Raw genomic sequence first — 26,579 nt, forward strand, 5'->3', positions numbered from 1 at the left:
AATTTTTTAATGACGAATTTTTCTCACATGTTAAAGATCAGGGAGCCTGAACTACTAGATCGTGCAGATGGCCATTGGTATAAGACAAAATTTGATGCAATTTATCCCTCTATTAGCACGATTCTTTCAGCTACTTCCTCTGATGAAAAACAAAATATCTTGAATGCTTGGAGAGAAAATGAACCAGCACATGAATACATTACAGCACAAGCACAAGATATTGGTACACAATCTCACAAGATTATTGAAAATTATCTGAACAACTGTTTGTCTTTAGAAGAATTTGATTTGTTACCTGTTGCTCATTTTAATAACCTAAAACCCTACTTGGAACATATTTCTGATGTTACATCAATCGAACAAAGGATGTATTCTGATAAATTGAAGGTTGCAGGAACTAGTGATTTGATTGCCAGATACAATGGAGAATTATCAATCATTGATTACAAAACTAAAAGAAAACCTCAGAGGGATGAATACATGTATGAATATTATTTGCAAACTACTTGCTATGCTCAAATGTTTCATGAAGTAACTGGAAGGAGAATCAACCAAGTTGTAATTTTAGTCAGTAGTGAAAAAAATACTCGTCAAGAATTCATTAAATCATGTGATGACTATGTTGAACCTCTCAATGAAAGAATTGAAAAATACTATCTAAATAGTCTTAATTGACTATATCTGCCTGGGTAATAAAACAAAGGCTTCTATAGTGTCAAAATTGTCAGAATCAGATATGAAGTATTTGTGTAGAACCTGCAAGAAAAAATGTGATGATATTCCAAAACATATGATGTCTGTTCACAACTTTTCAAAAACAGTAGTTGAATCTCAACTAAAGGCTAACCCTAATTGCTATAACAATTCCTTTGAAATTATCGAATAAGGAAAAATAATTTTGTGTTTTAAAAATGACATAGGTTTAACTATGTGTTCCAAATAATGGTGGTTGAATTTCTTTGAAAGTTGCATTGATCTATAATGAAGATGTTATTGATCCTAATGATGTAATTAACGTCTTTGGGATGACAACAAAAGAACATTACAGTACAAAGGCTGTGGAGAGAGTTGCAAGAGCTTTAGAAAAAGGGGGACATACAGTAAAAGTTGTTGAAGGCGATATTCATCTTGCTGACGAATTACGTGAATTCATGCCAAAGGTAGTTGCTGGTGAAAACCCTGGAATGGTTTTCAACATGGCATATGGTATTCAAGGTCAGAATAGGTATACTCATGTTCCTGCTATGATGGAAATGCTCGGAATACCATACATTGGATCAGGCCCCGCAGGTCATGCAATTGTCCAAGATAAGGTTCTGACCAAGATTGTTTTACAAAAAAATAATATTCCGACACCTGGATTTTGGGTGTTTAGAACTCCTGAGGATACTTATGATGATTTAGTTTTCCCTGTAATTGTAAAACCAAAACTAGAATCTACCTCTATGGGGATGGAGGTGGTAAATAACTGGGACGATCTTCATGCCGCAGTAAAAGTGCAGATTGAAAAATTTGAGCAAGACATACTGGTGGAGCAATTTATTTCGGGTAGAGAGTTTGCAGTGGGGTTGTTAGGAAATACTCCTAACGTAGATGTTCTTCCAATTGTTGAAATCAATCTTGATCATCCTGATCAAATACAAACAATTTCAGATAAAAAACAAAAAGGCGGTGTTAATAAAACATGTCCTGCAAAACTATCCAAAGAAAAAATAGACGAGATAAAGCAATTATGCATAAAGGCATTTAGCTGTTTGGGATTAAATGATTACAGTCGAGTTGATTTCAGAATGGATAAAGATGAAAATCTTTACATTCTTGAATTAAATTCCATGGCAAGTCTTGGAATGAGTGGTTCCTTTTATTATGCTGGGCAGACTGCTGGGTATACATACGATTCATTAATCAATAAGATTTTAGATGTTGCAGTTATTCGATATTTCGGATCATCAATACAACCACAAGATGCCGATGTTGATCTTACTCAACCACTACGTGTTGTTGCTAGAACCTATCTTAGAGGTCACCTACAAAGTTTAAAGGAAACTCTGAGGGGATTTGTAAACCTAAATACCCATGTATATAATATTGAAAATGTAAATCAGTTAGGAGCGACAATTTCCAAGCGATTAAAGCATCTTGGGTTTAGGGAACATATTCACCGACAACACGAGGTTGGAAATTTCTATTATTTCAAAAATCATTCTGAATCTCAAAATGATGTTTTACTAGTATCTCATCTTGATACTCATTATGGACCAGATGATTTGATTAGTTATTACGAGGATAATGACAAAATTGTCGGTTCTGGCATAGCTGAAAGTAAAGGTGGGTTAGCAGTTATGCTGGGATCATTGCACGCATTAAGATTTGCAAAAAAACTCAAAAAAATAAGATGTGGCATATTGCTTACCACTGATGATAGTTTGGGAGGTCGCTATAGCAAGAGATTTGTTAAAGAATACTCTAAAAAATCTAGATATATTCTTGGGTTAAAATCTGCAAGCAAAGATGGTGGAATAATTACTACATGTTATGGAAGAAGTGACTACCAAATTAGATTTACCAGTACTGGCGACCAATTAACTTCTGACATTCATGGCATAATTCCAGTTTTAGCAAAAAAGTTATCTGCTATTGAGAAACTTTCAAAAGATGAAAAAGACTATCGGTTAAGAACCACTTCTATTGTTTCAAAGGGCTCTCATGGTCAGACTCCTAATTTTGCAACACTGACATTGATTTGCAGTTACAAAACAACAAAGTTGGGTGATCTACTTGATACAAAAATCCAGTCAATCATGAAAAAGAGAGAAACTGGTTCACAAAAGTTAGATGTATCAATAAATAAAATTCAAACGAGACCTCCCGTGGTAGAAGAGCCATCTGATACAAAATTCTATGAACTAGTAGATGATCTTGCTAAAAAACATGAAATAAAAATCAAAAAACACTCTCAACTCATATCTTCTGATATCTGTAATGTCCCAGTTAAACTTCCTGCATTAGATGGATTTGGTCCAATAGGCCATAATTATCGTTCGGCAAAAGAATACATTCTTCATGACAGTATTGTTGAGCGTGCAGCACTGTTGGCATCAGTTCTCTTCAAATGTGCTGAGAAATAATTTTTATTTTAATATTTTTTTCCTGTGTTGAATTAAACAAAATCTACCCGTTGACTATCAAACCTTACGAATGATTTCAGAATCATTGTTGACAAAATTTCCACATGTTTCACAAAGCCAAAATGTTACATTTTCTTCTTTTATCCATTTTGGTAATCTTCGATTATTACATATTTTACAAAATAATGACATGCTTTCTTGTATTTTTACCTCTATTTGTACTGGCGTTATTTTTCTAATTTGTAAAAATTATCTGCTATTCATTCCAAATAGGTTGAGTTTTTAGCCATGCAATCAAATCTTGATATAATTTACTTTTTTGCATGTTTAAAACTCCGATTTCTAAATTAGTTGATGATTTTACTGTTTTTGTATATTTTTCATAGACTGAAAAAATTATCTTGTCTAGAAACATCTCATTTTGCATTTCTTTTTTTGCCAATTCTTCAGATTCTGTCATGGCAAAACTTGCAAATAATACGCCATCCACCCAATATGCATTTGCTGCCTCCAAGGACGACATCATTCCAATCAAATCATCAAGATCTAGTTTAATCATATCTCTAACATAAATTTGATCATATGGTTTGTGTACAAATTCTGTCATGAAATTCATTTTTTGTAGAGTCTAATGAGTATTTGGAAATTTTATAACTAGTTTTTCTTAAATTAAATCATGACTGAAAATAATGATTTGTCTGAGCACGATCTATTTGTAACAGAGTTTCCAAAAAAAGATTTTGGAATTGTAGATTATCTTCAAGGACGGGTTCATTTTGCACTACTAGATCAGATGAAATTCATGAGTGCATCCGGCATGACTAAAACCCAAATCAAAGAAGTAATCCTTACCAATGTTACTGAAATCATTGATAAACTTGAGGAAAAAGAATCAGAAAGTTTTTGATTCCATTTTTCCTGATTCTACCATTATAATTTTATGGCATTGACAATAGCAATTCGTATGGGGCATGTCATGATCATTTCGGTATTTACACTCTTTTGTGTGCTCTATCATTGACATTTTTGACAAAACCTGCCAGCTTATTCTTTTGTTGGATCTCTACTTAGTATGTTTAAGACGTGTTGAACAATTTGCTGTTGACCTCCTGCATGCATGTCTGTTCGTACTGAATCAGAACCCATGCTGACAAAAATCAAATTTTCATTGCCTAGTGGGAAAGTCATTCTTGTAATTTTTTCAAATGCTGCTACTGCATATAACCCATCTCCAATTTTTGGAGATAATGCTTTTCTTCCTTTCCATGCGGTAGCTGCTCTTTTCAACGAAGCAGCTGTTTCTTCTGGAGATAGATAATTTGTAATTCCATCTCTGTGACTTGTAGCAAGAATATTTCCTTCAATATCAGTAATTATGCTGTGTCTGATGTTGATGTCTGAATCCATTATTCTCTGTAAGAGATTTTCAAAATTCATATCATAAATGGCCTGAAATATTACTTAAATTATTCTAAGACTCTTATTTTTGATTTTTGTATTCGAAATAGTCTAAAAATGCATCATTGAGATTTTTTAGCAATACTTTATCCTTGAACCCCGTATCTCTTAATTCATTCCATTTTCTTTCAATCTCTTCTTTTAAAACATAGAGTGTTCTTTTATCGTCACAGTGCATGTTGGATATATCATAATCTCAAATTTATGGATTTTTTTAAACTCTTGGTTATGTATTGTTAATTCTCTTTTTTCACTATATTGACTAACGCTTATCGCATTATATTTTCTGGTAGGTGTTTCTAGAAATTATGCTGTCTTTTATCCATAATTTCCGATTTTCACTTACCCGATAGTTAGAACTATGTATGAGATGATACCTTGACGTATTATTCGTCAGAAATAAGCCATGATATTCCTATTACTTCTTCCCATGATGATTGGTTATTGTTATCTTGCATGTTTTGTTGTAGAATATTTTGTATTTAACATCGATGAATGATTTATCAGTATCAACAGTATGTACAATTTAGTAGTGATTCTTTATATTCAGATTGAGTAATCTTTGATACCCGACCATAGATGGTGAGAAATTCAAATCTGTGTAGTTTTGAATCTCACCATTTTAATTTTGATTCTGTATACTTGCATTTTTTTCATAATAGTATTCTTGCTTCTTCAAGTCTTTTTCAGAGATTATCCTGCATTTTCTCATTGGAACTAATCTTGAAATTTGCTCATATGTGTTCATGTCTCTAACATCTGCTGCATATGCAATTTGCAATAATGGTGATTTTTCTTCAATCATTGGCTTTGCTTGTTCATATCCGCCACTTTGGCGCATTCCTGTTCGAAATAGCCCTACATGTGTAGCACTTTTTGAAATTTGTGGATCCTGATAACAACAGATTGCAAATTCATCATCATCTTTTTCAATTATTGTTAATCTGGTGAATTTATCGCTCCAATCTTCCACTTCTTTTGCTATAGAAATTGCCTCTTTTTTGTCTTCAAATACAGTTGAAACCACTAATCTATCTTTTTCGTACGCCCATGAAATACCATAGAAATTTTTGTGCCAATTAATCTCGTAAGACATATTTTTTATCAAAAAATTATCAAATTAATGCTTTCGAATTTCTTTTCCACAATTTTGTCTAGACTGTTCCTTATACACGATTAACCTGCAGTATTTAAAAAATCTGCTAGCATAATTTTTCGCATTCGCATTGTCTACTTGTAAAGATATTTTTGAACACTTCTGATCTTGACTGGATTATTGATGGTTTTGCTCTTCCGACAATTTTGAACAATTTGATTCCCGTCTCGGCACTTGTGCCTTTGAGAGCCCATGATCCATTCCTCATAAGATATGGCTGTGGGTTTTTCATTAGTACTTTTTTTCTTGCCTTGATATCATATGCCTTGATTCCTGACATGGTAAATACTGTCATGGAAACTATTACAGATTTGGAGTGAATTTTTTCACAGTTTTTAGTTTAAAATTAATTTTCAATCACGCATGTACTGATTCTAAACTCTGCAAAAATGAAATTATGATGCAAATGACAGAGATTTAATCTCACATTCACATCCATCACGCTTTCCACAATAAGGGCAATTGCAATCACAGTAGATCAATGCCTGATTACATGATGCGCATTTTGTGTACTCTGCAAAATCTTCCTTCAAAAAATCTTACCTCTCATGTGTATTGTACTGTTTTAAACTTGATAAATCACACGATTTGATTACTGTAAATTAGTTTTATTTTTTAATTTGAATCAAACAAACGTTTGAAAATTAATACAAATTTCTTTTATAACTTGAACTTGATGTTATTTTGACGCCTTCGTATAGTGGTCTAGGCATGCTATAAACGACCGCTATTCCAAGACGTCTTGATCTCGTTTTTTTAACAATGCCTCTTCAGGCGTTTTCTCTTTGTTTGATTCCCAATGCCAATTATGATGTTTCTTCCAATGTTTTTCTAACTCTTCAGCAGTTGGTTCTTTTCCAAGTGGAGTGCCACACAATTTACACTGCTTCATTGTTTATTTCCTTCTTTCTCTTTCGTGATTTTATTATGGAGTGGCACTGGGTAGGCAGATTTTCATCATAATCCATTAGTTTCATCCCTCATTCTTCAAAATTAAGAGTTTTGGATTTTATGGTTTTGTCGTTTTTATAATTTCAGATATTCTTTTGAATTTTTTTCTTTTTTAAAATTGGTTTATTATTTTTTGTTGTGTGAAATTTGGTTCTTTTTCTCTTTTTTTCTAAATCCATAATAGAATAAATTTTTCCAGTCTCGCAGAGTTTCATTTCTCCAGTAACTTCATCATGAAATGATTCTAATACTCCACTTGATAATAACCCTCCAATAATATTCCATGTGGCGTCCTCTGAAATTTCAAACTTATATGGGATGGTCGAAACTTTCGTAAAATACCCGTTTTTAGAATTTCTTATGATAAACTGTTCTATCTTTTGTTCTGTAGTCAATGAAGGTTCTCTTTTTCGAAATCTTCTAAATGGTTTTCTTTCAGACAATATTTTTTTTAATATTTTCTAGTATTTTAGTAATCATTTGGCGTTTATAGTATCAGGATCATTATTGCCTGGCAAATACTTGTCTCCTAATCGCTCTTTCATCTTTTCGTCAAATTCTTCTTGAAGTCGGGTAAGATAGATCTCAGCTTCTGTCTCGTCATCGGGAATGCCAGTATCTACATCGTAATTGAATCCTGTTGCTAGATGGTAAAATTCCTCAAAAAATTCTTTACAGTCAATTACATCTGCACTGGAATCAATTGACACCACTAAACAATTATTCTCAAATCGAAAATTCAGACAAATTTCCTCTTCTATCATTATGTCTGTCATTACAGCCATAAGATATGGTATGTATTGATCATCTAGTCTTCCTTGGTCTTTGTTTACAATCCATAACTCCTTTCCATCTATTAAATTATCAAAAGTTCTGACCGTTACATCTCTTATTTCCGAATCTGCAAATGCAAGTTTTGATTTCCAAGAATTTGTCTCATAACCTTTTGGCTCTGCAAAAACCACGTCAAATCTTAGGTTTTCGTTTAGTTGTTCAAATTCCCATACTTGCTTATTTGTCCACATGGGAGAATATTGACCAATTAATTTCCTCGTACTTTGATCCAATAAATAATTTTCATTATTCTGTTGTTTATTCTTATCTTAAACTAGTTAATTCCTGATTTGAGATACTCTAGTGTGCATTCAGCTAATTGTTTATCTGAATGTTTTTTAATATCATGTTTACAATTTGGGCATTTTCCTGCTTGTCCTTCATTGAATTCATCTCCCACTTGTTTCATACAGCATTCCATTAATTCTGTTGTTGAATGGGATTCCATTAAGAGTTTGCATGTTGGACATTGAGTCAATTATTGAATTTATTTTTAACCGATTCTTAATAAATTATATTTGAATTTTCCATGATTTTATTATGACTTTAGTTGATAAATTCCAAAATAAACTACGTTGTAGTTGTAATGATGTGGTTCTTTTTGATATAATTGATGATATTGAATGTGATTGGGGAAATCATGTGGTAATTCAGTGTCCTAATTGTGAGGAACTTTTTAGTATCGACAATCAATGCTCTGCCTTTCAAAATATCTCTAAATTAATTGATTGTAATATGGGATTATATTCTAAAGACGAACTTACAAATTATTTATCCAATTCACATCCAACTGAACTTTTTGGCCACAGATGATTTGACAATCAATGTCGTTTGGATTGTCAATATCCCAGCCTATCCGTGGCAATATTTTTGATTAAAGAATAATTCTAAAAATAAAAAAGTACGTAAAAATTGATTTATCCAATTAAAATTTTAAATCAAAAATTCTGTTGATTTCAGTCTTAATATGTAAAAAAATTCTTAGTTATTCAGAGTGATTTTTAGAATTTTTCTAATTGTGGACATAATTGGATTACTTTGCATTTTGACATTTTGCATTCGGAGAGATAAATTCATCTGTTAAATTTATTTCCGCGGTAAAGACTGTTCAACAAATATTTGATGTTTTTACTAGATGTGAAAATCCAATAATTTACTATTAATTTAAACATCCAAAACCCCAGATAATAAAATCCCAACAGCGTATTAAAAAAATCAACTGCTTAACGGGAATTTAATAACTCTGTTTTAAAATTTCATAGTTATCCAAACAACAAAATAAATCCCACAATCAATGCTGCAATTGAAATGCCCATGGTGATGTAAAATTTGGTGTTCATTGATAACGTTAATTTCTTCTAAAATTAATAGATTCTGTATTAGATCTAAATACTTTTTTCTAGCAAAAATAATTTGGAATGCCTAAAAGATTTAGAATCAAATATCTCCACTCCAGTGTGACAGAATAATCCGTGTTTTGCTAATTCAATATCTGTGACATTCCTCTGTACTGCAATATGTGTATGTTTTCAAGTATCTTCAACATTCTATTTTTTCTGTGTATTGCGAATAGACCCTCCATGGTGTACCAATCGAATCTATGCAAACTCATTTTCAAGTTTATTTGATTTATGGACATTGATAATCACAAAATCTTTTTTTGAGACATTAGTTATTTTGCAATGACTTTGTCTACTGCAAACCCTGTTGGAAATACTGCAGTTCATTTCTGTTCTAAGTTCTGATGTCATCTTGTTTTCGAAGAAATATTTTATTTACATTGATAATTTAGAAAATGAAAGCAAGCATGTTTGAAATCTTTTTGCATCGACTCTTTGGGAGTTACGGCCGATTTCAAACAAGCAATCACCTTGCTTTCAATACTTATGATTTCAATCCTCAAAAATTCTTAAAATAAAACATGTCTTGAAATTTAATCAAAATGGGTTGAAAAAATGATCCAATTCTTAATTTTACAAAAATTGACCTATTTTTGGAAAAAACACTGTTTCAGGCACAGTGTGTTCAATGTGTACACACAGTTTCTTTTAGTCCACACTATGTATAGTATATTGAGTCATCCGTTTGACGGTATTCCTACGTTTGCCTTAACCGACCATACCCCTAGAATTCGTTTGCCGTCAAACATTTTTCTTTAACAATATATTTTTCAGTCTTAAAATACATCTAAAATTGATTGATAATACAATGTAAAGGAGTACAAAAAAATCACAGATTCGAGAAATGCGAGTTTATTCATGCGGGTGATTGGGGCGATATTCCGTTAATTGAACATCAAAATTTCCATAAATCCTTAGAAAATACCAACTATTCTTGGTTAGGCTTTGATTCCTCCCAACCATTTGGAAAATTTAGTGGTCGTGATGGAAAGCGAATTTAATTCATTTTTAATGATTAATTTTATTTTGATATCCTATTATAAAGAAAAACATCCAATGTTATCGTCAGATAAGTGATATGTAATATGAATGAAAATGATGTTGTTGTTTGGTCAAAGGAGACGTTTCTCAAATGGGCAGATTTTCAAGCAGAATCAAACCCTGCAACATTTGAAGATTCTCATAGTGTAATAAAATATAAATTCACATGGACAATAAATTCTGAAAAAATCGATGAACAAATTTTATTCCTAATTGAAAACATTCGTATCTATGTAGAATTCTTTCCTCATCTTTCTTGGGTAAGAATTTCACAAGACACTGATCGTCTATTAAATCATGAACAAGGCCATTTTGATTTAGCAGAGATGATAAGACAAGAATACATTGAAAAATTACAAGCTGTATTTTATGGAAAACATTTTCCTACTAGAGGTCAGAACGAAGAGCAACAAAAACAGTTTGCAAAAGAAGATTCTGGAAGAATGATTGCTGAAGAAATTGAAAAACTAGAGCAGGTGTTAGTTAAACGACGTCAGGAATATGATGCTATGACGGAATTTGGCCATAATCTTGAAAAACAATTAGAATTTGATTTGAAATTTAATAAACTAAGATCTTAGCCGATTTGAAAAGTTACTATGACTGATTTCTAATTACTTTATTTTCAGGAATTAAATTTATGTAATTTACTAAACTTCTATAATATTTTAAATGAAATTCCAGATCTCTGATTTCAGTTTGTTTTAATTCTTCAAGTTCAGGACCAAAATCCCGTGTATCTGTTTGAATTTGATTTAATGTATTTTCATTCACTTCAATCATATGAAATAAACTGTGAAGCACTTCACTTTTCGTAAGTGTTTTTTCACATGATTTTTTCAGAATCATTTCTACCCAATCCATACTTAATGAAATTAAAATTATTATATCTGTCCCTGAATTGGATAAATTCTGACCTTTGCTCTATTTTTTTTACTTTAGCCTAAAACAATTATTTTTTCCCTAGTTTCTTTTTTCTTTCCATGATTTCTTTATTTCTTTCAATGTCTGAATGAACTTCAACATGCTCATACAACTGTTCTTTTGATTCAAATAATTGTTCACAATAGTAACATTGATGCATTCCAATATTACATTAATCTTAGATTAATTGTTTTCCCTAAAATAATGATTTTCTATTCATAAAATTTGGATATTTTATCATAATTCAAACATCTAGAATGTCTATTTTCTGACAATAAAATAAAAAAGAATTAAAATCTGAATTAATTATCTTCCATTCTGTTCTCTGATTTTTTGGGCCAAATCTCCAAATGGATCCTCATGCCATTTCTCTTTGTTTAAATCAGCTCCAAGTACTCCTGTCTTTGGAAGTAAACCTTGCTCTGCTGCGGGTGCCAATACTGCATCTTCTGAGATGTAGTTTTGTTGATTTGCAGTGCCATAAGCAATTGCTCCTGCCATTGCGACCACACCAATAGCAATTCCTACGTAAATCATTGCATTAGACATGATTGGATTTCTTTTTGTTAATATTAATTCAGTAGGATTTCAATGCAATGCAGTGCATTTTTAATGTGTTTCTAGTTGTATCTCTGAATTACATGAAGGCATTTTTCCTGTTTCATTTTTAAAATCTTCAATCAATTTTGTTTGTAATTCTTTGGGGTTTTCTAGAAACACTCTTTGATATGATTGTGTTTTTTGTTTGCATTCATTTCCCTCAAAATTTGTATCTACATATTTTGTAAATGTCTCTTCAAGATTATCTGTTTCTCCAATGTATATTGGTTCTTTATTTCTGTTGTAGAGAACATATACTCCAGATGCAGGTTTTACAAATTTAGCACTTTCAAGCCACACTCTCATTTTGTCTTCTAATAATTCCATAATTTGTAATGGTTTTACTAGATATTAAACAAGTTTCTCCTTTTGATATTAAATATCATAAATCCTTATATTGTTATCATAATGGCGATTCAAAAAACACGTTCATGACTCTGGGAATTATGCTCGCTTTCCAAAACTAGGACCTTGTATTCTACGCTGATCAATCTTTTGCAATTATCATAATATTCCATTATTAGATTATGCTTTTCTTTCATATTTGCGTAATACAATTTCAAATACTGTGATGCAAATTTCAAAATTTTAAACAATACGCTTAAGTTCATTGTTTTCAGATTATAGTCATGGTTGACTATGATCTAGGTGAATATGAAACAATAATGATTGAATCAAAAATAAGAGAGGGAGTTTTTCATAAAGTTGTCAAAGACTTGAAAAGTGGAAAAGCCGTTTCTTGTTCTTGTAAGTGCTGGAGTAAAGGAAACAAACCTTGTGTGGGTATGAGAACTGTGGGTTTTGATAATTAATGGCGTTTAAGAAAGGGATTCACAAATGTGTTGAATGTGAAAAGAAACAGAAAGAAGATCCACAAGACATGGGTTTATGTAGTAAATGCAGTGCAACTGAGACCAGACTAGAAAAAACCATATACAAAGAAATGATCAACGATGGAAGTTTTCCTTAGATTCTAAACCTTTTTGGACTGTACTATTCATCTAATTGTCCCCATTCTTGCTCAGGCTCCTCTAATTGATTCCATTTACTTTGAATTGCTTTGAAGAACTTTTTATTTTTCAACTGAACCATGACTTTGTAATACAAAATTTCTATTTAACCTCCACTCAGGAATCATACGTGAAAAATACCCTTAATCCTAAAACTCTTTTGATAACCCGCAATACGCTTAAGTTCGTACAATTCTCTGATAATCATTGAAAACTCTTTTCAAGGGCGTTATCATAGTTGCAGGAATTATCTTTGTTGTTCTTTTGACGTTAAGCAGTTTTGAATTCTAAACTCATCAAAAGAAACTATCCATTCTAACCAAATGGACAATGTGCCAAACATATTTCTATGATACCAATTTTCATATCCAATTCGTGCATCTTCAAATGAAGGTTATTCATTGTAATATGATCAAAGTATGTCCTATTTCTGAATAATCTTTTGAATTAAGGGATGGTAATTATTCTGAAATTAAATTCTTTTTGGAACTAAATGTTAAATTACTACAATGAATTTCTAAAGTACATGGCAACAAGTAAAACACGTAAAGTAGATGCTGCAGAGTTACAAAAATTACAAAAAGATGAAAAAATACGAAATGATGCTAGACGTACGGGGCAAAAAAAGGGTGTGAGTATATCTACTGATAAACCAAAATTAAAAACTGAAAAAGTTGATAGACCAGCACGTAAAACTATTAAAAAACGAGTTGCAGTTAGGTAAAATAGGATCCAAGTAAAGAAAAAAGAATCTAAGTATACACTAGATTGCTACTTTTTGATATCATTAGAACCTTCATGCTTTTAATATTGAGAAAAAATAGATTTGATCCTGTCTCTTATAGAAAAATTCCCTGCACATTTTACTCCACGTGAAATACAAAAAGAAATAATTTCAAAAATTGAAGAGAATTTAAAATCAGGATATAAAAAAATTATTTTATGTGCTCCTACTGGTGTTGGAAAATCCCTAGTAGGAGCTACTGTTTCCAACCATTTTGATAGTTCATTCACAGTTACTGCATCGAAACATCTTCAAGATCAATATATCAAAGATATTCCATTTCTGAAACCTGTTAAAGGTAAACAAAATTTTCCATGCTTGAAATTAATGGATTTGGAGAAAATTGACAATGATAGACGAGCTATGAGATGGGGCCTAACTTGTGATAAAGGAGTTTGTCAAGAGAGAATAAGTAAAAACGGAAAAGAGATAGTTGAGGTGTGCAAATTCAAACCCACAATAAAACAAGTTGAAGATCATACGCAGGATGAAAAATCCTGCCATTATTATTTACAAAAATACGATGCTCTTACGTCCAAACACTCTCTGTGGAATTATCATGCATTTTTTACAATTATGAAATTTAACAAAAAACTTTTTGAAGATTATCTCGCCAGGAAGGTGACTGTCTTTGATGAGGCACATAAAATTGAGGATCAAATAATTCAATTTGTAGGGTTTGATATTTTCAGTGGACAAATTGATGAATGTAATCTGAATTCAGAAAAGTATGATTTTACAGATTTGGATTCTGTGATTAAACTAACTGATGATATGGCATACTCATATGCAAAAAAAATCCAAGATATCAAAGAAAGTTCTGCATTTCAAAAAGATCCGGACTATGAATTGCTCAGCGGATTGGAAAGACGTCATGATAGAACGGCCCAGGCAAAAATTGACATCGTGTCTGATAAGAATAATTTTGTTGTAAATGATCCTGTGAAAGATTTTAACGGAAATTTTAGAACTATTTCAGTAAGACCTATCGATGTTTCAAAATTCACAAATGCATTTTTTGAGACTGAATATCAAATATTCATGTCTGCCACAATTGACAAATCAAGTTTTTGTGAAAATATGGGGTTGGAAAAAGATGATGTTGCCTTTGTGGATACTGAAAAATCTCCTTTCCCTATTGAGCACAGGAGCATCGAACTTCTAAATATTCGAAGATTAAGTTATGGCTCTAACGATGAGGATGAGCTTGAAGTAATCAAAACAATTGATCGAATTTTAGATGAGCATTCACATGAACGAGGCTTGATCCTTACATCTTCCATCCCGCGATGTCAAAAGATTCTTCGATGTCTTTCCTCTAAAAACTCTAAACGAATCAGAATCTGTCATAGTAAAAATAATGATGGAAAATCTCAAGATGATGTGATTTCAGAACATGCTTCTGATCCTACTGGTGTGTTGTTGTCCTCTTCTCTTTGGGAAGGTGTTGATCTAAAAGATGATTTATCTAGATTCCAAATCATTGCAAAGGTTCCTTATCCAAATTACACAGAAAAAAGAACTAAGGCAAAAATGAATAAATTTCCTTTATGGTATACCTCTCAAACTTTAACTAAGATATTACAAGGGTTTGGTCGTTCAATTAGAAGTAATGATGATTGGGCAAAAACTTACGTATTGGATACTGCTGTAAATAATGTCTTTTTCAAGGGACAGCAGATGATTCCAAAGGCATACTATGATGTACTGGGAATGGAAAATCAATAGGTGGATTTAGAAAATAACAAAATTAAAAAATTCTATCCCTTGCGATCCTCAAAGTCATAGTCTGGAAAGTCATCATAACCTTCTATTATGTCGAAATCATAATCGGTTAATTTCACGTTATTTTTAGCAAGTTTTTACTATTAGGTTTAGATTAAATGAATTATGAAAATTTTGTAATCTATATAGAATTTGAAATTTATCGTATTTTTGTTAATATCATGCCTCAATCAAAAAATTCCAGCTCGTAGGATTAATTTAGAGAACCTGTAGTAGACAACAGTAATTTCCTAGAATAGTGTTATTTTTTCCTGTTATCTCTATGAGCAATTTCTGATCTTGATCTATAAATCTTGTGGGCAATTTGTTCATCATAATTCTGAAAATCTACAAAATCCTTATTTCATGATTATTTCTTTGTTGTCCAATGAGCGTACCTCATTTTATTGCCAGCATAAAAGGTAAAAAAAGAATATCTTCGAAAATTCGACTATACCTAATTGATAAAGAAAAACATTATTTTTTAAATGACGGTGTATTGAAAAATGGATTTAATCCAAAACTGTCTATTTCAAAAAATCGAGACAGCGTGTTGTCTGCATTTTCAAAAATGGCTTTTTTGTTTGATGAAATAATTAGATTGAGAATAATTGGTTATTCCAATAACAGTGATAGTGCTGACTTGCTCTATCTGCTAAATCTTGTTCCAGTTAATCGAAAAATTAGAACTTTTCTTGATTGGAAAGTATTTGCACCAGAATTTACACGAAATATGTCTCGTTTATTTGAAGTTAGAAATGCTACTGTTCATTGTATATCTCTTAGTGAGGTGAACTATGCCCCAAAAAACAAACTCTCTTTATCTTCAACATCTGGTTTTAATAAATTTGTGAAAGATTTTCAAAAAGCTTGGGGTGTATTGTTGAAAATTTATGTTAAAGAACAAGAAAAATTAGACTGGAAAAAACTGTCTCAGTTATAAGATTGCACTAGTAATTGCACCTTGTGCTGCAGAACCTACTAGTGTTGCATATTTTGCCAAGGCACCTCTTGTGTAATTGGGTTTAGGAGGACTCCACGTCTTTCTTCTTTTTTCTAATTCTTCTGGTGATACATGTAAATCAATTATGTTGGTTTCTGTATCTATTGTAATTTCATCATCATTTCTGACAAGTGCTATTGGACCACCAACATATGCTTCTGGTGCAACATGGCCTACCATAAATCCACGTGTTCCTCCTGAAAATCTTCCGTCAGTTACCATTGCAACTTTCTTACCCAATCCTTGTCCTACAAGTGCAGCAGTAGTAGCTAGCATTTCTCGCATTCCTGGACCGCCCTTTGGTCCTTCATATCTTATCACTACTACATGCCCCTCATCTATCTCGCCTTTTGCAACAGCATCAAATGCATATTCTTCTCGGTCAAAAACACGGGCCTTCCCAGTAAATTTTGTCATTTCTACACCTGCTGTCTTGATTACTGCTCCTTCCGGTGCAAGGCTTCCTTTGAGAATTACTGCTGTTCCTACCTGGTGAATTGGATTCTCAACTGATCTTACAATATGTTGTTCCACATCTGGCATTTTCATAGATGTAAGATTTTCTTTGATGGTTTTTCCAGTAACTGTCATACAGTTTTCATTTAACAATCCTTTTTCAAGAAGTTTTTTTAGTACAAATGGTATTCCTCCAATTTTGTCCAATGAATTCATTACATAACTTCCTCCTGGTTTCATATCTGCTAAATGTGGTGTTTTCTTTCTTATTCTTTCAAAATCATCATAGGTCAAATCAATATTAACTTCATTTGCTAGTGCTAGCAAATGTAATATCCCATTAGTTGATCCACCAACAGAATTCAACATCGTAATTGCATTTTCAAACGCTTCAAAACTCAAAATTTCTTTTGGTCTGATATTCATCTCCAACAATCTAGCACATGCAACTCCTGTATCATACACCATTTTGTTTCGTCTATCGTCTTCTGCAGGTGGGCTGGCACTTCCTGGCAATGCAAGTCCAATAGCTTCAGAAATTGATGCCATTGTGTTTGCAGTAAACATTCCACCACAAGAACCTGAATTTGGGCAAGCAGTATTTTCAATATTTTTTAAGGATTCAAGTGATAATTGACCTGAATCATATGCTCCCACTGCTTCATACACATCAACTATTGTCAATTCTTGTCCGTCAAGCATTCCCGGCATGATTGTTCCTCCATACACAAAAACTGATGGTATGTTTAGTCGAGCCATCGCCATCATTGTTCCAGGTAAACTTTTATCACATCCTGCAATTCCTACTAGTGCATCATATTGGTGTGCTCTAACCATTAATTCAATTGAATCTGCAATTACTTCACGAGAAACTAAAGATGATTTCATCCCTTCGTGACCCATTGCAATACCATCACTTACTGCAATTGTTGAAAATTCTCTAGGTGTTGCACCTGCATCTGACACTCCTTGTTTTGCTTGGAGAGCTAATTTGGGAAGGTGAATGTTACACGGTGTTGCTTCATTTCCAGTATGACAAACACCGATAAATTGTTTAGATAAATCATCATCATTTAATCCCATAGCTTTGTACATTGCTCTTTGTGGAGCTCTGGATGTTCCTTCTACTACATTTTTACTTGAAATTTCCATGATGCCTAAATCTCAGTTTGCTATAATTTAGACTTTATTGATATTGAAAAACTCTCACTGAGTTTAAATTGTAAACATTTTGGAGAAAATTGTGGAGCAGAAAGCATTAGAATGTCCTGTTTGTAAAAGCAATAAAGCAACAATTGCTGGAGAAAATATAAAACTCAGTGGGCGATTTGAGGACAAGGAATTTCTTACAACGGAGTTAACGGTATTGCGTTGTACCAAATGCGGGTATTACATGTTCTTTGATAAGATGGCTCAATTTACAACAAAAGATGAATCAGACAAATCTATTTGATTAATTCTCTGCTTTCCAATTTTAACAACAGCGCATCAATTTCTTCTGGAGTCTCTGCACCATATGCAATTAGAATTTTATCATCTTCTTGAATTTCATAATCTCTGATATCTGGAACTTGTTCACCATTTATGTAAAACACCAGTTTGTAATCCTCATTAGTACAGAAACTTCTTCCGTCCTGGAATACAAAGCATTGATCATCTAGACCTAAAGAAAGTGTGTCAAAGAGATATCCTAGTGTGACTCCTGTTGCATGTTTGTGTACTGTAGAGCCATCTCTTCCTTCAAAATGAATCCAACTTGATTTAATCTGATAAGCCGGAGCTGAAAAATCAAATTCATCACCAAAAATAGATACCAATAATCCTGCATGTGAGTGTTCACTGCCCAATGCACCGGCATTTTCTGGCCCTCCAGGTACATTATCCGACATGTTGATGAATATCCACACCGCATATCCTACAATAACTGCAATTACTGCTAGAACTCCTATTGCAATTAGAGTCTGCTTTCTTTTTTCTGCTGAATGTCTGGTAGCGTAATTATCACGTTTTAGTTCACGCTCTCTTCTTTCTTTTCTACCCATAGGATGTACACAGTTTGAAAAGTGGCCTAATTAATCATTCGATAAAAACAATAAATAAAATCACAAAATGCTGATCCATATGAATTGCATTTTTTGTGAAATCTTAGATGGGAAAAGAGCTGGGCATCTGCTTTATGAAGATGATTCTCACATTGCATTTCTAGACAAATATCCAATTGATGTCGGACACAGTTTGATAATTCCTAGAACTCATCATGAAAGAATTACTGACATGGATTCAGAAGATGTTGGAAAAATATTTTCGTTGGTGCCAAAAATTGCAAGGGCGATATTAGATGCAACTGGTGCGGATGCATTTAGTTTGGGTCAAAATAATGGAAGAGCTGCAAAACAAATCATCCCACATGTTCACATACACATCATTCCTAGGTATAATAGCAAAGGAACAGTTTGGACAAAACGTCAAATTTCTAGTGACGCTGAACTTGTTGAACTTTCAAAAAATATTCGTAGTTTTATCACTTAACCGTGACCTGGATTATATCTTAAAATGGCACCAATCTTTCCCAGACTCGCAAGCATGTTTCCATGTTCTGAACTTCCTGAAATTACCTCTAATTGAGAACCTGTTTTTGCTGCTAATAATTCCAGATAATCTACAATGTCTTGTTCATTTACTTCTACTTCCATAGCATTACAGCCTGGACATGGACTATTTGCAAATTCTGTTTTTTTAGGAATGACTTGTGGTCTCTCTACAATTTCTTCTTGAAAATGTTTGCATCTTTTGCAAATCCCTTCAACCCTGTGCAAATTTGTATTATCTGTAATCAGGACGACTTTGACAACGTTGTTCTTTAGAAACTCTATCACTTCTTTCAATCCGTAAGATCCTTTTCCAGAGTTGGTGTTTATTTCTCGGAATAAATCTTCTATTAGTTTTTTCTCTTCAACCATTCTAAAGTCTCCTAAAATATCTGAAGATTTTCCAAAAGCTTCTCTAATTCCTTCTGCACCAGAGTACGAAGCGTCAATTGTATTGATGATCATATTTTGTAATCTGTATTCTAGATAATTTCCATTAATGAAATCTTCTTTTGTAGGGCCTGGTCCTGAAATCACCAAACCTTTAATCGGATAAATATCAATAAAATATTCTTTTGTTGTTTCTGCAACTCGATTAAAATAATATGTCAATTCCATCTCTCTGAGTTTTTGAAATCTTTTTGCAGATTGACCTCCTTGTCTGTGTTTTCCTGCTACACCGGAACCCGTTTGAGCTAAAACTTCAATTTTATCGCCATGTAACAATCCCCACCCTGCATCTTTTGCATCAATTGCCAAGAACCCAATTAGATTGTCATCTTTTAACATGTCCTTTAGAATGTCTACGTGAAAGTGATCATCACATCTGTACAAATATTGGTTCAAATCTTTTGGTGGCTCAATTTCCCAAACAGTTACAATTTCACTTCCAAGAGGACCTCCTCCTTCTGGAGGCAGTGCACCACAAAAAACCACCAATCCTTTTTCTGGAGTTTTTTTATACATTTTTAGTCTCTGCACAACTTTACCTAGTGAATCGACCACATGTGACCTAGTAAGATCTGATTTGATGTTATCTGCTGTTCCTTGCTCTTGTTGAAGAGAGCTAATAATTTCATGAAGTTGTTTTCCTTTGGGTATGTATACTGTAATTAACTCAGTTCCACGACCTGATTTTTTTGATAATTCTTCTAATATTTTTCGAATTTTATAGAGTTTAACTGAATCTTGCTTTTCTACATCTATTTTCTTCATTTATGATTACTCCAGATCATGCGAATATTAATTTTGATTGTATTTGTTCTTCTTTTTCAAATTATAATTCTGCAAATGTTTTTAGAAATACTTCTAGTGGTTGATTTCCTCTAATTTTGATTATTTTGTTATCATTAAAAACCAAAAATGAAGGTGTAGCATCAATTCCTACCTCTTTTCCAAATTCATGAAGTGTAATTACTTTATTTTGATATTTCTTTTCATTTAGACATTTGTTAAATTCATCTAAATCCAAATTTACTGTTTGTGCAAATTTATCCAAAGATTCCCTCGTAATCCATCCTGTTCTTTCCCCACCCCAATTATTGTATAATTCATCATGATATTCCCAATATTTTTCTTGATCATCTGCACAATATGCTGCCTCTGCTGCTAAAAATGAATCAGAACCATTAAGTGGAAAATCCTTGAAGACTAGTTTTACTTTACCTGTTTTGATATATTCTTCATAAATGATATCTAGTGTATTTTGATGAAATTTGTAGCAAAAAGTACATTGATAGTCCCCCCATTCTAAAATTGTTATTGGAGCATTTGGATCTCCCATTATTGGTGAACCGTTGTGAATCAGTTTTTGGACCGTAAGTAATTTTGAATCCTGATTTTCAGGAAAATACACCATTGACATTCCAGTTACAATTCCAATTATTACGGGGATTGTTAATAGGTAAATTTTTGTCATGTTTTAAGAAAAATCATTATAACTAAATATCTTCGTTAATTTGTCGCCAAGTCTACAATATTGAATTTTAGCAGAAATTTCTGTAACAATAGATCGTTTGATGATGAACTAACGATCACATCTACTCTACTGGCACTAGATTTTCCAAAATATGTTTTTTAGATTTTTTAGATCTTTCAACGAGAATCTTTTATAATTGGACAACTTATCCAAGTGCTTAAATAGATTCAGATATTGTTTTGATTTATGTCTGAAACGAGACAAATTAGTGTGTCCAAAACCGGTGTATCCAAACTAGCAATAGTTACACTGGCCATAATCTTTACAGCAGGACTATTTGTTGTAGGATTTGATCAAGGACATGTATTTAGTTTAGTTTATGGTGATCAAGCATTTGTAGATCTTTATCTCCATGAACTCACTCATGATATGAGACATGCTGCAGGTTTTCCCTGTCATTAAGAGTCTTTCATGAGGACATCTCTTTTTATTATCTAGTGTTATTTCTGGTGTGTTTGATGATTTCATGATACTTAGCTTTGTAATTGTAGAATCGTATCTTGATCAGGTAATTGTAATTGAAAATCAAAATCTTTGTGCATCTGGAGAAAAGGAAGATGTTCCTGAATTTCATTAATACTAAATTTGGTATTTGGATTATTTTGGAATCGATTTATATCTAAAAAATAATCCCATTTAATTATAATTGACTATTCTAATTCTTTAGAATGAGAATCAAAACATCTCCTTTAAATATATGAAGTATTTTTTTGATATTTACATGTCCAGAAAAATCACTTTACCTCAGTTAAAAAAATACGATATCACTCAAAAAGTTATAGAAGCATTAGCAGATTCTGAATCTAGAGCAATCCTATTTTCAATTATTAAAAAAGGTAATACTGCTGCAGAACTTTCAGATAAATTAAAAATCCCATTAAGCTCTGTTTACAAAAAATTAGGAGACCTTGAAGAATTGACATTGATTGAAGTTGAAAAATGGTTACTATCTGATAAAGGTAGAAAATACAAGGTTTACCGAAGTAGAATCAGTAAGGCAGATATCTCCATTAGAAAACCTGAACCCACATTGACATTGGTAGCCAATTAAGTGATGTTTATGTCAAAATCTAATATTATTCAACTATCTGAATTTGACATAACCCAAAAAATTATTGAATCGCTTACCAATGTTTGTACTAGAGCTGTTTTGTTTTCAGTTAAAAACAAATCAAAAGATGCAACACAGATAGCTGAAGAGTTGAAAATTTCTCTTTCTACGGTATACAAAACACTATCTGTACTTGAGGATCTTGCACTTGCCGAAGTTGATAAATATGTTATTTCCCCAGAGGGCAAAAAAATAAAACTTTATCGTAGTAGAATCGGAAAAGTTGAAATCACCTTAGATAATTTGGAGCCTAGTTTGAATTTATATCCAAACACCGAAAATCCTAAATCCAATACATGATTTGTGTTCTCATTCTATAGAGTTGGAATAGTAATCGGGAATGAGACCCTACATTAAATAACTTAGTTCATCCTAATATTTTTGTAAATCATGAAAAAACAAAAGATGTTGACATTGATTGCTGTAATTGCAGTAATTGGTGTTACAACTATGTCCTTGGCCCAAAATGTCCAAGCTGAAAGTTTGGTTCCTGAATGGATCAAATCAAATGCTGGATGGTGGGCCGATGGTACTGTAGATGATGAGACATTTCTTAATGGAATTAGATTCCTGATTGAAAATGACATCATCAACGTTTCATCTGAATCAAATACGGTTGATGTTGATACCTTGACAATTGGTTTTATTCCAGTTGAAAAAGCTGATGAATTGACTCCAAAGGCACAATCTCTAGAAAAATTCTTAGAATCCAAACTTGGCATTGATGTTGAAATAGTGGTACCAACAAATTATGAGACCATAATCGAGGGTATGAGATTTGGTCACATTGATGGAGCCTTTATGGATACTGGACCTGCCTGGATCACTCATCAAAGAACAGGTGCGGAAGCTGTTTTGGCAGAACTTGTTGCAGGCAAAGTAAACTATCAGGCAACAGTTTGGGCATTAGCTGATAATGATTCTATTCATTCAATAGAAGACACTGTTGGCAAAAGAGTGGCATTTACTAGTATTACTGGTTCATCAGGATTTGTTAGACCTATGGGTACACTTGTCACTGATGGACATGTTGTAATTGAGGATGGTGGCGATATTGTCGCATTAGAATCCGCGCTAGCAAAAAACTTTGAAAGCTATACTTTTGCTGGCGGATACAAGGCTGCATTAGAATTGCTGCTCAATGACAATGTAGATGTTGCATTTGGTTCAGATATTGCTCCACAACAATATCTTGAATTAGAAGATCAAGTCAAATTACGTCCAGTTACTACAATTGGACCTGTACCATCACATGTGTTTATGGTAAGTGCTGACATGTCAGACTCTACCAAAAATGCACTTGTTGATGCACTAATTGAGCTCAATTATGATGAGAGAAACTACATTTTGAAGGATCTCTATGGCGCTGAAGCATTAGTTCCAACAACCACAACTATGCATATCGGCGAATTTGGAACTTTCATTGATGCTCTGACAGGACTAGATCAAGTAATTCTAGACAGTTATAACAAGAGCAAATAAAAATCAGGCATCCTGAAATGAAACAAATTCAGATGACCAAAAACCCTTCTTTTTCCTCAATTTCCACAAATAAAATCATTCAGATGAATAATGTGTCAACATCATATGATTCTAAAAATTTTGCGCTTGAAGGAATCAATCTTTCAATTGATAGAGGAACAAATTATGCTATTGTAGGCCAATCAGGTTCAGGCAAATCCACGTTGCTCAAATTAATGAATGGCATGATGATTCCAAGTAAAGGCACTATCAAAATTGATTATACAACTCCAAACATGAATAATAAAAAATTCAAAAAAATGATGCATGAAATTGGATATATTCCTCAAAGTTTAGGATTGGTAAAAAATATCAGCGTCTTTGAAAACATTATGATTGGGGCGTTACCTAGATTAAGTAAAATTCAATCATTGCTCAAAAAATTCCCTGATGGTGAGATTCAAGAAGCAATGAAAATAATTGATCAAGTTGGATTGAGCGGAAAAGAAACCCGTAAAGCATACATGCTCAGTGGCGGAGAAAAAAGAAGAGTTGCCATTGCTCGTGCACTTATGCAAAAACCCACAATTTTACTTGCAGATGAAATCGTTTCAGAATTAGATCATGTTACTTCACGTGAAATTATGGATTTAATTGCTGAAGCTCAAAAAAGAATGAATTTGACTGCAATCATGGTGCATCATGATATTCAACTTGCATTAAAATACGCAAATAGAGTAGCAGTAATTAAAAAAGGTCAGAAAATTCTGGAAATTGGTGTTGAAGGGGACACAATAGTTGATTTTCAAACAGGGGATATGAATACTGAGGAAATTATGGAGATGTATGCAAATGACACCGAAAAATAACATCATCATAGGAATTATTGTTGCATTGCTTGTCGTCGCATCATACAATGTAGACGCAAACCCCATGGAGTTTGTTGATGGACTGCCAAATCTTGTAATAATTATAGATGAAATGCTTCAAGTAGAATCAAAATACATCCCTACTGCTTTTTTGGCAATGTTTGAAACAATTCAGATGGCATTTATAGGAACCGTTGTAGGAGTTGCAATTGCATTACCTCTTAGTTTGCTTGCTGCACGAAATCTGAACAGTAAATTTGTTTATGCTCCCACACGTGCATTACTAGCAGCAACTAGAACATTCCCTTCTATTCTATGGGCACTTTTGTTTGTAATCATGGTGGGATTGGGTCCTTTTGCAGGGGTATTGGCCATCATAATGTACACAGTAGGATTTATTGCCAAATTACAATACGAGGTAATTGAAACAATAGATTCTGATCCGATGGATGCAGTTAGTTCCATTGGCGTTTCAAAATTACAGCTTATTCGGTATGTAGTGATTCCTGAATCTGCCTCTCATCTATTAAGTCAAATTCTCTACATGTTTGATTACAATGTACGCCAAACAAGCATTTTGGGATTAGTTGGTGCGGGAGGTATAGGATTTTACATTATAAATTATATCAAATTCTTCGAGTATGGCAAAGCAGCAATTTTCATGATTGTAGTATTAGTTACAGTATTGATCATTGATTGGGTTAGTGTAAAGATTCGAGACAAATATATAATAAAATCGCAACATGGGATGGAAATTACTGTAAAATAATTTAATTGATTTTTTATGTTGTGATTTTATCTAATTGATTTGTCTCTGTAGCTATTTTTATCTCTCTTGCTATTCTTCTACCCATACTCATTGATTCATTAAACAAAAGAGAATAGTACGGTGAGCCATCCATATAGATATTAGTTCCTGCTACAATCCTTGCTGAAAATTCAAATGATGTAAATTTTGCATTTTCGTCATACACTCCTTCTATACAAAAAGGACCATTCATTCCCGGTGATACCATTTTTTTAGATGCATCGACAAAACTCTCCCCCATATTGTAGACTTCTTCTAACAGAGACTCTCTCAAAACCAGAGGACTATTACCAATTACGTTGAATGATGGAACTTTCTTTGATTTTAATTGTTGTTCAGATGGGATTCTAGATATTCCCTCAATATCTGATTCATGTCTTTGATCAACCCCGAAAAACTCCAGCTCTTCATTTAATGGTGAATAAAAGAATTGTAAATATGCTAAAACACCTGCAGCGTATTCTTGAATGTAGAGTGTTTCTTCTTTTGAAATTATTCCATCTGCAATCAATTGATTTTTTTTTATGTTGTAATCTTCTTCATTTGCTGCCATAAAGTATCCTTTGCCACCTGCAGCACCCTGTCTTTTGACAATTACTAATTTGTTAATATCTTTAGGATTTGAGACTGGTTTTGGAACTGGGAGTTTGGCTTCCACCATGAGTTTTTCTTTCATCTCTCGGTCTGATTCCCATCTTAGAATCCACTTGTTTCCAAAAACAGGCGTTTTGATTGATTCAATTTCTTCCGAATTCATTTGAGCAATTAATGTGCCATGAGGAACCAGTATTGCCTTGTTTTCTTCAAGAATCAATTGACATTTTTGATCTAAAACTTCTTTAAAAGAATCTACGATAATTAATTCGTCAATAAATGGAAATCTTCGATATAGTTTTTCACGCTTCTTTTCACATATCAAAATACTTTTGATTCCTTCATCTTTAGCACCTTTGAGCACTTGCAAAGCACAATGAGATCCTAATGTTGCTATGGCTACCATTATGATATTTTCAATTAAATTTTGTACCTTATGAACTATGTGTGGATGTGACGAATTGGAATACCTCGTCTATCAGTTCCACACTTAATTCGGATTTTATATTTTCAGGCACTATTTTTAGAATAAAATCATACATTGTGGTGTTTTTTGGAAGACTATCTCTTTCCTGTAAAAGCGAAAAAACTGCAATTCCATTTGAAATGATGGCAATCATTTTTTCTTTATCAGTAAGAACCACAAATTAATAGAAAAACT

39 protein-coding genes are annotated in these 26,579 nt (G+C 32.8%); 20 read left to right on the top strand and 19 right to left on the bottom strand.

The genetic code is table 11. From position 1 onward, the window contains the following. Positions 1 to 9: 9 nt before the first annotated feature. The 3 genes from OO712_RS05130 to OO712_RS05140 all read left to right on the top strand — a co-directional run bounded on the left by OO712_RS05130 (position 10) and on the right by OO712_RS05140 (position 3,128). A complete protein-coding gene (locus OO712_RS05130; RefSeq protein WP_109877105.1) occupies positions 10 to 675 on the top strand; it encodes a PD-(D/E)XK nuclease family protein in 666 nt (221 codons plus the stop codon). 46 nt (positions 676 to 721) lie between these two features. Continuing rightward, positions 722 to 886 carry a hypothetical protein gene (locus OO712_RS05135; protein WP_264953963.1) on the top strand — a complete coding sequence of 55 codons (165 nt, stop codon included), beginning with the start codon at positions 722 to 724 and terminating at the stop codon, positions 884 to 886. A gap of 73 nt (positions 887 to 959) precedes the next feature. Further along, the gene (locus OO712_RS05140) at positions 960 to 3,128 is read left to right on the top strand and encodes a M20/M25/M40 family metallo-hydrolase (RefSeq protein ID WP_109877104.1); all 2,169 of its coding nucleotides are present in this window, start codon (positions 960 to 962) and stop codon (positions 3,126 to 3,128) included. 256 nt (positions 3,129 to 3,384) lie between these two features. Here OO712_RS05140 and OO712_RS05145 read toward each other — a convergent pair whose 3' ends face one another. Further along, on the bottom strand, positions 3,385 to 3,735 hold the full coding sequence (locus tag OO712_RS05145) for a hypothetical protein (protein WP_109877326.1): 351 nt from the start codon (positions 3,733 to 3,735) through the stop codon (positions 3,385 to 3,387). Positions 3,736 to 3,804: 69 nt separating this feature from the next. Here OO712_RS05145 and OO712_RS05150 point away from each other — a divergent pair, with 69 nt between their 5' ends. Next, positions 3,805 to 4,035, top strand: coding sequence for a hypothetical protein (locus OO712_RS05150; protein ID WP_109877103.1), 231 nt, complete (start codon positions 3,805 to 3,807; stop codon positions 4,033 to 4,035). 137 nt (positions 4,036 to 4,172) lie between these two features. Here the strand turns inward: OO712_RS05150 and OO712_RS05155 are convergent, their stop codons facing one another. The 8 genes from OO712_RS05155 to OO712_RS05190 all read right to left on the bottom strand — a co-directional run bounded on the left by OO712_RS05155 (position 4,173) and on the right by OO712_RS05190 (position 7,936). Then, positions 4,173 to 4,565, bottom strand: a complete 393-nt coding sequence (locus OO712_RS05155; RefSeq protein WP_225866884.1) for a hypothetical protein — start codon at positions 4,563 to 4,565, stop codon at positions 4,173 to 4,175. 43 nt (positions 4,566 to 4,608) lie between these two features. Beyond that, complete coding sequence (locus OO712_RS05160) at positions 4,609 to 4,764, bottom strand: hypothetical protein (protein ID WP_200829080.1); 156 nt, start codon at positions 4,762 to 4,764, stop codon at positions 4,609 to 4,611. A gap of 444 nt (positions 4,765 to 5,208) precedes the next feature. After that, complete coding sequence (locus tag OO712_RS05165) at positions 5,209 to 5,682, bottom strand: hypothetical protein (protein WP_109877101.1); 474 nt, start codon at positions 5,680 to 5,682, stop codon at positions 5,209 to 5,211. 106 nt (positions 5,683 to 5,788) lie between these two features. Further along, a complete protein-coding gene (locus OO712_RS05170) occupies positions 5,789 to 6,022 on the bottom strand; it encodes a hypothetical protein (RefSeq protein ID WP_109877325.1) in 234 nt (77 codons plus the stop codon). A gap of 447 nt (positions 6,023 to 6,469) precedes the next feature. Beyond that, a complete protein-coding gene (locus OO712_RS05175; RefSeq protein WP_200829079.1) occupies positions 6,470 to 6,634 on the bottom strand; it encodes a hypothetical protein in 165 nt (54 codons plus the stop codon). A gap of 142 nt (positions 6,635 to 6,776) precedes the next feature. After that, on the bottom strand, positions 6,777 to 7,136 hold the full coding sequence (locus OO712_RS05180) for a hypothetical protein (protein WP_109877100.1): 360 nt from the start codon (positions 7,134 to 7,136) through the stop codon (positions 6,777 to 6,779). A gap of 33 nt (positions 7,137 to 7,169) precedes the next feature. Beyond that, the gene (locus tag OO712_RS05185; protein ID WP_109877099.1) at positions 7,170 to 7,760 is read right to left on the bottom strand and encodes a hypothetical protein; all 591 of its coding nucleotides are present in this window, start codon (positions 7,758 to 7,760) and stop codon (positions 7,170 to 7,172) included. 41 nt (positions 7,761 to 7,801) lie between these two features. Continuing rightward, positions 7,802 to 7,936, bottom strand: coding sequence for a hypothetical protein (locus tag OO712_RS05190; RefSeq protein ID WP_263970073.1), 135 nt, complete (start codon positions 7,934 to 7,936; stop codon positions 7,802 to 7,804). 131 nt (positions 7,937 to 8,067) lie between these two features. Between OO712_RS05190 and OO712_RS05195 the strand changes: the two genes are divergently transcribed. From OO712_RS05195 to OO712_RS05205, 3 genes are all read left to right on the top strand, one after another. After that, complete coding sequence (locus OO712_RS05195; RefSeq protein WP_109877097.1) at positions 8,068 to 8,340, top strand: hypothetical protein; 273 nt, start codon at positions 8,068 to 8,070, stop codon at positions 8,338 to 8,340. Between the two features lie 1,384 nt (positions 8,341 to 9,724). After that, positions 9,725 to 9,928 (top strand): hypothetical protein, encoded by a 204-nt coding sequence (locus OO712_RS05200; protein ID WP_225866883.1) that lies wholly within the window; start codon positions 9,725 to 9,727, stop codon positions 9,926 to 9,928. An 84-nt stretch (positions 9,929 to 10,012) separates the two neighbouring features. Then, positions 10,013 to 10,549, top strand: coding sequence for a hypothetical protein (locus OO712_RS05205; protein ID WP_109877096.1), 537 nt, complete (start codon positions 10,013 to 10,015; stop codon positions 10,547 to 10,549). Between the two features lie 16 nt (positions 10,550 to 10,565). On the opposite strand, the gene OO712_RS05210 is transcribed toward OO712_RS05205, so the two are convergent. The 4 genes from OO712_RS05210 to OO712_RS05225 all read right to left on the bottom strand — a co-directional run bounded on the left by OO712_RS05210 (position 10,566) and on the right by OO712_RS05225 (position 11,819). Further along, a complete protein-coding gene (locus OO712_RS05210) occupies positions 10,566 to 10,832 on the bottom strand; it encodes a hypothetical protein (protein ID WP_109877095.1) in 267 nt (88 codons plus the stop codon). Positions 10,833 to 10,920: 88 nt separating this feature from the next. Next, a complete protein-coding gene (locus OO712_RS05215; RefSeq protein WP_263970072.1) occupies positions 10,921 to 11,052 on the bottom strand; it encodes a hypothetical protein in 132 nt (43 codons plus the stop codon). A gap of 146 nt (positions 11,053 to 11,198) precedes the next feature. Beyond that, positions 11,199 to 11,441 carry a hypothetical protein gene (locus tag OO712_RS05220; RefSeq protein WP_109877094.1) on the bottom strand — a complete coding sequence of 81 codons (243 nt, stop codon included), beginning with the start codon at positions 11,439 to 11,441 and terminating at the stop codon, positions 11,199 to 11,201. 60 nt (positions 11,442 to 11,501) lie between these two features. Next, a complete protein-coding gene (locus OO712_RS05225; protein ID WP_109877093.1) occupies positions 11,502 to 11,819 on the bottom strand; it encodes a GIY-YIG nuclease family protein in 318 nt (105 codons plus the stop codon). A 302-nt stretch (positions 11,820 to 12,121) separates the two neighbouring features. Here OO712_RS05225 and OO712_RS05230 point away from each other — a divergent pair, with 302 nt between their 5' ends. The 5 genes from OO712_RS05230 to OO712_RS05250 all read left to right on the top strand — a co-directional run bounded on the left by OO712_RS05230 (position 12,122) and on the right by OO712_RS05250 (position 15,993). Next, on the top strand, positions 12,122 to 12,304 hold the full coding sequence (locus OO712_RS05230; RefSeq protein WP_109877091.1) for a hypothetical protein: 183 nt from the start codon (positions 12,122 to 12,124) through the stop codon (positions 12,302 to 12,304). After that, positions 12,304 to 12,462: a hypothetical protein gene (locus OO712_RS05235; RefSeq protein ID WP_160049217.1), complete on the top strand. Its 159-nt coding sequence runs from the start codon at positions 12,304 to 12,306 to the stop codon at positions 12,460 to 12,462. Before OO712_RS05230 ends, OO712_RS05235 begins: the two co-directional genes overlap by 1 nt. A gap of 566 nt (positions 12,463 to 13,028) precedes the next feature. After that, entirely contained in the window at positions 13,029 to 13,226 is a 198-nt protein-coding gene (locus OO712_RS05240; RefSeq protein ID WP_109877324.1) for a hypothetical protein, read from the top strand. A 102-nt stretch (positions 13,227 to 13,328) separates the two neighbouring features. After that, on the top strand, positions 13,329 to 15,014 hold the full coding sequence (locus OO712_RS05245; protein WP_225866882.1) for a helicase C-terminal domain-containing protein: 1,686 nt from the start codon (positions 13,329 to 13,331) through the stop codon (positions 15,012 to 15,014). Between the two features lie 424 nt (positions 15,015 to 15,438). Then, positions 15,439 to 15,993 (top strand): hypothetical protein, encoded by a 555-nt coding sequence (locus tag OO712_RS05250; RefSeq protein WP_109877090.1) that lies wholly within the window; start codon positions 15,439 to 15,441, stop codon positions 15,991 to 15,993. Here the strand turns inward: OO712_RS05250 and ilvD are convergent. Next, on the bottom strand, positions 15,988 to 17,661 hold the full coding sequence (ilvD, locus tag OO712_RS05255) for a dihydroxy-acid dehydratase (protein ID WP_109877089.1): 1,674 nt from the start codon (positions 17,659 to 17,661) through the stop codon (positions 15,988 to 15,990). The two genes, OO712_RS05250 and ilvD, sit on opposite strands and share 6 nt — an antisense overlap. 91 nt (positions 17,662 to 17,752) lie before the next feature. Here ilvD and OO712_RS05260 point away from each other — a divergent pair, with 91 nt between their 5' ends. Further along, the gene (locus OO712_RS05260; RefSeq protein WP_109877322.1) at positions 17,753 to 17,962 is read left to right on the top strand and encodes a hypothetical protein; all 210 of its coding nucleotides are present in this window, start codon (positions 17,753 to 17,755) and stop codon (positions 17,960 to 17,962) included. Here OO712_RS05260 and OO712_RS05265 read toward each other — a convergent pair. Further along, on the bottom strand, positions 17,955 to 18,551 hold the full coding sequence (locus tag OO712_RS05265; RefSeq protein WP_109877088.1) for a protein-disulfide isomerase: 597 nt from the start codon (positions 18,549 to 18,551) through the stop codon (positions 17,955 to 17,957). The genes OO712_RS05260 and OO712_RS05265 overlap by 8 nt on opposite strands. 79 nt (positions 18,552 to 18,630) lie before the next feature. Between OO712_RS05265 and OO712_RS05270 the strand changes: the two genes are divergently transcribed. Next, the gene (locus OO712_RS05270; RefSeq protein WP_109877087.1) at positions 18,631 to 19,038 is read left to right on the top strand and encodes an HIT domain-containing protein; all 408 of its coding nucleotides are present in this window, start codon (positions 18,631 to 18,633) and stop codon (positions 19,036 to 19,038) included. On the opposite strand, the gene prf1 is transcribed toward OO712_RS05270, so the two are convergent. Continuing rightward, positions 19,035 to 20,312 (bottom strand): peptide chain release factor aRF-1, encoded by a 1,278-nt coding sequence (prf1, locus tag OO712_RS05275; RefSeq protein ID WP_109877086.1) that lies wholly within the window; start codon positions 20,310 to 20,312, stop codon positions 19,035 to 19,037. The two genes, OO712_RS05270 and prf1, sit on opposite strands and share 4 nt — an antisense overlap. Before the next feature lie 61 nt (positions 20,313 to 20,373). Next, a complete protein-coding gene (locus tag OO712_RS05280) occupies positions 20,374 to 21,015 on the bottom strand; it encodes a DsbA family protein (protein WP_109877085.1) in 642 nt (213 codons plus the stop codon). Between the two features lie 246 nt (positions 21,016 to 21,261). Here OO712_RS05280 and OO712_RS05285 point away from each other — a divergent pair, with 246 nt between their 5' ends. From OO712_RS05285 to phnE, 6 genes are all read left to right on the top strand, one after another. Next, positions 21,262 to 21,477: a CbtB domain-containing protein gene (locus OO712_RS05285; RefSeq protein ID WP_109877084.1), complete on the top strand. Its 216-nt coding sequence runs from the start codon at positions 21,262 to 21,264 to the stop codon at positions 21,475 to 21,477. Positions 21,478 to 21,796: 319 nt separating this feature from the next. After that, the gene (locus OO712_RS05290) at positions 21,797 to 22,126 is read left to right on the top strand and encodes an ArsR/SmtB family transcription factor (protein WP_109877321.1); all 330 of its coding nucleotides are present in this window, start codon (positions 21,797 to 21,799) and stop codon (positions 22,124 to 22,126) included. 9 nt (positions 22,127 to 22,135) lie between these two features. After that, entirely contained in the window at positions 22,136 to 22,486 is a 351-nt protein-coding gene (locus OO712_RS05295; RefSeq protein WP_109877320.1) for a winged helix-turn-helix domain-containing protein, read from the top strand. A gap of 90 nt (positions 22,487 to 22,576) precedes the next feature. Beyond that, complete coding sequence (locus OO712_RS05300) at positions 22,577 to 23,668, top strand: phosphate/phosphite/phosphonate ABC transporter substrate-binding protein (RefSeq protein ID WP_225866881.1); 1,092 nt, start codon at positions 22,577 to 22,579, stop codon at positions 23,666 to 23,668. Positions 23,669 to 23,685: 17 nt separating this feature from the next. Continuing rightward, positions 23,686 to 24,516, top strand: a complete 831-nt coding sequence (locus OO712_RS05305; protein WP_109877083.1) for a phosphonate ABC transporter ATP-binding protein — start codon at positions 23,686 to 23,688, stop codon at positions 24,514 to 24,516. After that, a complete protein-coding gene (phnE, locus tag OO712_RS05310) occupies positions 24,500 to 25,285 on the top strand; it encodes a phosphonate ABC transporter, permease protein PhnE (RefSeq protein ID WP_109877318.1) in 786 nt (261 codons plus the stop codon). Before OO712_RS05305 ends, phnE begins: the two co-directional genes overlap by 17 nt. Before the next feature lie 13 nt (positions 25,286 to 25,298). On the opposite strand, the gene OO712_RS05315 is transcribed toward phnE, so the two are convergent. Further along, complete coding sequence (locus OO712_RS05315; RefSeq protein ID WP_109877082.1) at positions 25,299 to 26,324, bottom strand: formate--phosphoribosylaminoimidazolecarboxamide ligase; 1,026 nt, start codon at positions 26,322 to 26,324, stop codon at positions 25,299 to 25,301. A 28-nt stretch (positions 26,325 to 26,352) separates the two neighbouring features. Further along, positions 26,353 to 26,562, bottom strand: coding sequence for a hypothetical protein (locus OO712_RS05320; RefSeq protein WP_109877081.1), 210 nt, complete (start codon positions 26,560 to 26,562; stop codon positions 26,353 to 26,355). Positions 26,563 to 26,579: the final 17 nt, after the last annotated feature.

The sequence above is a fragment of the Nitrosopumilus zosterae genome (genome assembly GCF_025998175.1).
In the GTDB taxonomy this organism is placed as follows: domain Archaea; phylum Thermoproteota; class Nitrososphaeria; order Nitrososphaerales; family Nitrosopumilaceae; genus Nitrosopumilus; species Nitrosopumilus zosterae.